This window comes from Streptomyces katrae (assembly GCF_000966975.1).
Taxonomy (GTDB): domain Bacteria; phylum Actinomycetota; class Actinomycetes; order Streptomycetales; family Streptomycetaceae; genus Streptomyces; species Streptomyces katrae.
The window spans coordinates 1-4219 of record NZ_JZWV01000565.1 but is presented as its reverse complement, the minus strand read 5'-3'; the positions used below and the strand labels follow the sequence as shown (position 1 = coordinate 4219).

The window sequence follows — 4219 nt, the reverse complement described above, 5'->3', positions numbered from 1 at the left end:
CTCCAGGGCCTTCATCTGCTGGGAGACGGCGGGCTGGGTGCAGCCGAGTTCGCGGGCGGCGGCGGAGAAGGAACCGGTCCCGGCGACAGCGCGCAGGATCCGCAGGTGGCGTGCCTCAATCACCCTTCGAGCATAAGCCCGGCTTTTGCCACGACGGCCATCTCCCAGCCGAACCTTTGGGAACGGGCTCCGAAGGGGTACGGGAGACGACTCGGGCGGCTATTTTGCGCACATGACGACTGCGTTGATCACTGGATCCACGGCGGGCATCGGCGCCGCCTTCGCCCGGCGGCTCGCCGCCCAGGGGCACAACCTCGTCCTGGTGGCCCGGGACACGAAGCGGCTGGCCGAGCAGGCCACCGAGCTCCACGACCGGCACGGCATCGAGGCCGAGGTACTGGCCGCCGACCTCTCCACGGACGAGGGCATCGCCGCCGTCGAGGCCCGGCTCGGGGACCGTACGCACCCGGTGGACCTGCTGGTCAACAATGCCGGCTTCGGCAACAAGGGCCGCTACCTGGAGGTCTCCCTCGCCGACGAGCTGGCCATGCTGAAGGTGCACATCGAGGCGGTGCTGCGGCTGACCTCGGCGGCGACGGAGTCCATGCGATCGCGCGGCCGCGGCGGGGTCGTCAACGTGGCCTCGGTCGCCGCGTTCGTCCCGCGCGGCACCTACGGCGCCAGCAAGGCCTGGGTCGTGCAGTTCACCCAGGGCGCGGCCCGGGACCTGGCGGGGTCCGGGGTGCGGATGATGGCGCTGTGCCCGGGCTTCGTGCGGACCGAGTTCCACCAGCGGGCCGGCATGGGCACCGACAACATCCCGGGCTGGCTGTGGCTCGACGCCGACAAGCTGGTGGCCGCCGCGCTCGCCGACCTGGCGCGCGGGAAGACGGTGTCGATCCCGGACCCCCGGTACAAGGCGCTGATGGGCGTGGTGAAGCTGACGCCGCGCGGGCTGCTCGGCGGTGTGTCCTCCCGGACGGGGCGCAAGTACGGCCCGCAGTAGTGGGCTTCCGACCCATCGGTAATCGCATCAAAAGGGTGAATTCTCCCTAAACTGGACGTGTCTCATCCACCCTGGGAGGCGACGCGATGACATTCGTACAGGTAATCGATTACGAAACCACGCGGTTCGACGAGATGAACGCCCTCATCGACCGCTACGCGGAACAGACCAGCGGGAAGCGCACGGTCACCCACACCATGATCGGCAAGGACCGCGACTCCCAGACCCACTACGTCGACCTCGTCGAATTCCCCTCGTACGAGGAGGCGATGAAGAACTCTCAGCTCCCCGAGACCGACCGGATGTTCCAGGAGATGGTCGCCCTCTGCGAGGGAATGCCGAAGTTCATGAACCTCGACGTGGTGCGCGACGAGTACCTCAACAAGCTCGTCGTGAACCGGATGTTCGAGGAGTGCATCCTGAAGGGCGACTTCGCCGTCCTGGACGAGTGCCTGGCGATGAACTACAAGGACCACGACATCATGGAGAGCGAGGGGCAGAGCGACGGCCGCGACGGCATGCGGCAGACCATCACCATGTGGAGGGACGCCTTCGACTTCTCCTTCGACCAGACCCGCCAGATCGCCGAAGGCGACTGCGTCACGACCCTCTGGAACTGGAAGGGCACTCAGAAGGGCGAGTTCATGGGGGTCGCCCCGACGGGCAAGGAAGTCACGATGTCGGGGTGTACGACCTTCCGCCTGGAGAACGGCAGCATCGCCGAGGGCTGGTGGTACTACGACGCGCCGAGCCTGATGCGCCAGATGGGCATGATGCCCGAGTAACCGGCCCCCCGGACGGCCGGACGGCCGCACCCCACGCAAGAGGCCCTGGTCACCCCCGCATCGCAGCGGTGACCAGGGCCTTCTCGTTCAGCTAGCGCTCAGGGGCGAGGGCCTCAGTGGCTGTGGCCGTGACCGTGGCCGTGACCGGCCTCGGCCTCCTCCTCCGCCGGCTTCTCGACGACCAGGGTCTCGGTCGTGAGCAGCAGGGAGGCGATGGAAGCGGCGTTCTCCAGCGCGGAGCGGGTGACCTTGACCGGGTCGATGACGCCGGCCTTGACCAGGTCGCCGTACTCGCCGGACGCGGCGTTGAAGCCGTTGCCCTTCTCCAGCTCCGCCACCTTCGAGGTGATGACGTAGCCCTCGAGGCCGGCGTTCTCGGCGATCCAGCGCAGCGGCTCGACGGCGGCGCGGCGGACGACCGCCACACCCGTGCCCTCGTCGCCGGTCAGGCCGAGGTTGCCCTCCAGGACCTTGACGGCGTGGACGAGCGCGGAGCCACCGCCGGAGACGATGCCCTCCTCGACCGCGGCGCGGGTGGCGGAGATGGCGTCCTCGAGACGGTGCTTCTTCTCCTTGAGCTCCACCTCGGTGGCGGCGCCGACCTTGATGACGCAGACGCCGCCGGCGAGCTTCGCCAGGCGCTCCTGCAGCTTCTCGCGGTCCCAGTCGGAGTCCGTGGACTCGATCTCGGCCTTGATCTGGCTGACGCGGCCCGCGACGTCAGCGGCGTTGCCGCCACCGTCGACGATGGTCGTGTCGTCCTTGGAGATGGTCACGCGGCGGGCGGTGCCCAGCACGTCCAGACCGGCCTGGTCGAGCTTGAGGCCGACCTCCTCGGCGATGACGGTGGCACCGGTGAGGGTGGCCATGTCCTGCAGCATCGCCTTGCGGCGGTCACCGAAGCCCGGGGCCTTGACGGCGACCGCGTTGAAGGTGCCGCGGATCTTGTTGACGACGAGGGTGGAGAGGGCCTCGCCCTCGACGTCCTCGGCGATGATCAGCAGCGGCTTGGAGCCACCCGCCTGGATGACCTTCTCCAGCAGCGGCAGGAGGTCCTGGATGGAGGAGATCTTGCCCTGGTTGATCAGGATGTACGGGTCGTCGAGGACGGCCTCCATACGCTCCTGGTCGGTCACCATGTACGGCGAGAGGTAGCCCTTGTCGAAGGCCATGCCCTCGGTGAACTCCAGCTCCAGGCCGAAGGCGTTGGACTCCTCGACGGTGATGACACCGTCCTTGCCGACCTTGTCCATCGCCTCGGCGATGAGCTCGCCGACCTGCGAGTCCTGCGCGGAGAGCGCGGCCACGGCGGCGATGTCGGACTTGTCCTCGATCGGGCGGGCGGTCGCGAGGAGCTCCTCGGACACGGCCTTGACCGCGGCGTCGATGCCCTTCTTCAGGGCGGCCGGGGAGGCACCGGCGGCGACGTTGCGCAGACCCTCGCGGACGAGCGCCTGGGCGAGCACGGTGGCGGTGGTGGTGCCGTCACCCGCGATGTCGTTGGTCTTGGTCGCCACCTCCTTCACGAGCTGCGCGCCGAGGTTCTCGTACGGGTCGTCCAGCTCGACCTCGCGGGCGATGGTGACACCGTCGTTGGTGATGGTGGGGGCGCCGAACTTCTTGTCGATGACGACGTTGCGGCCCTTGGGGCCGATCGTCACCTTGACCGTGTCGGCAAGCTTGTTGACGCCGCGCTCGAGGGCGCGACGGGCGTCCTCGTCGAACTTCAGGATCTTCGCCATGGGAGCGGTTCAGCCCTCTCGAAAACTCGGGTTTAACGAACCGCGCCCCTCGCCGCCCGGCAATCAGCGGGGTGACCAGGGGCGCAGTTCAAAGCAATGCGTGAGAAGTGATTACTTCTCGACGATCGCGAGCACGTCGCGGGCCGAGAGGACGAGGTACTCCTCGCCGCTGTACTTCACTTCGGTGCCGCCGTACTTGCTGTACAGCACGATGTCGCCGACGGAGACGTCCAGCGGGAGACGCTGGCCGTCCTCGAAGCGGCCCGGGCCGACCGCGAGGACGACGCCCTCCTGGGGCTTCTCCTTCGCGGCGTCCGGGATGACCAGGCCGGAGGCCGTGGTCTGCTCGGCGTCGAGCGGCTGGACCACGATGCGGTCCTCAAGCGGCTTGATGGCAACCTTGGAGCTGGCGGTCGTCACGATCCGACCTCCCCCTTCGGAGATCCGGGGTTAACTGTCTGAGGTGGCGACCAGGTCGATCCGTCGTCGCGGGTGCCGGACCTGCCTGTCGCTGTGTTGGCACTCACCGGTGGCGAGTGCCAGGTGTGACACTATTCCGGCGATTAGCACTCGGTCAAGCGGAGTGCCAACACGCTCCGCCGGTTCCACGCATTCCGGCCGCGGCTGCCCCCGTTTGGCCCAAACCCGGCCCCTGCCGCCCTTCCAGCCCCGCCGGCGTTTGAGGC

Annotated in this window: 5 protein-coding genes; 2 read left to right on the top strand and 3 right to left on the bottom strand. The window is 68.1% G+C overall.

What is annotated here, in order from left to right; translation table 11 throughout:
- Positions 1–123, bottom strand: a 123-nt coding sequence (locus VR44_RS42780) for a helix-turn-helix domain-containing protein (protein ID WP_157880366.1), incomplete at its 3' end; no start/stop codon positions are given.
- A 109-nt stretch (positions 124–232) separates the two neighbouring features.
- On the opposite strand from VR44_RS42780, the gene VR44_RS20525 reads away from it, so the two are divergent.
- Both VR44_RS20525 and VR44_RS20520 read left to right on the top strand, forming a co-directional pair.
- The gene (locus tag VR44_RS20525; RefSeq protein ID WP_045949014.1) at positions 233–1006 is read left to right on the top strand and encodes an SDR family NAD(P)-dependent oxidoreductase; all 774 of its coding nucleotides are present in this window, start codon (positions 233–235) and stop codon (positions 1004–1006) included.
- 86 nt (positions 1007–1092) lie between these two features.
- The gene (locus tag VR44_RS20520; RefSeq protein ID WP_045949013.1) at positions 1093–1791 is read left to right on the top strand and encodes an ester cyclase; all 699 of its coding nucleotides are present in this window, start codon (positions 1093–1095) and stop codon (positions 1789–1791) included.
- Between the two features lie 113 nt (positions 1792–1904).
- On the opposite strand, the gene groL is transcribed toward VR44_RS20520, so the two are convergent.
- Positions 1905–3533, bottom strand: coding sequence for a chaperonin GroEL (gene groL, locus VR44_RS20515; protein ID WP_045949012.1), 1629 nt, complete (start codon positions 3531–3533; stop codon positions 1905–1907).
- 111 nt (positions 3534–3644) lie between these two features.
- Complete coding sequence (gene groES, locus VR44_RS20510) at positions 3645–3953, bottom strand: co-chaperone GroES (protein WP_045949011.1); 309 nt, start codon at positions 3951–3953, stop codon at positions 3645–3647.
- Between the last annotated feature and the right edge of the window lie 266 nt (positions 3954–4219).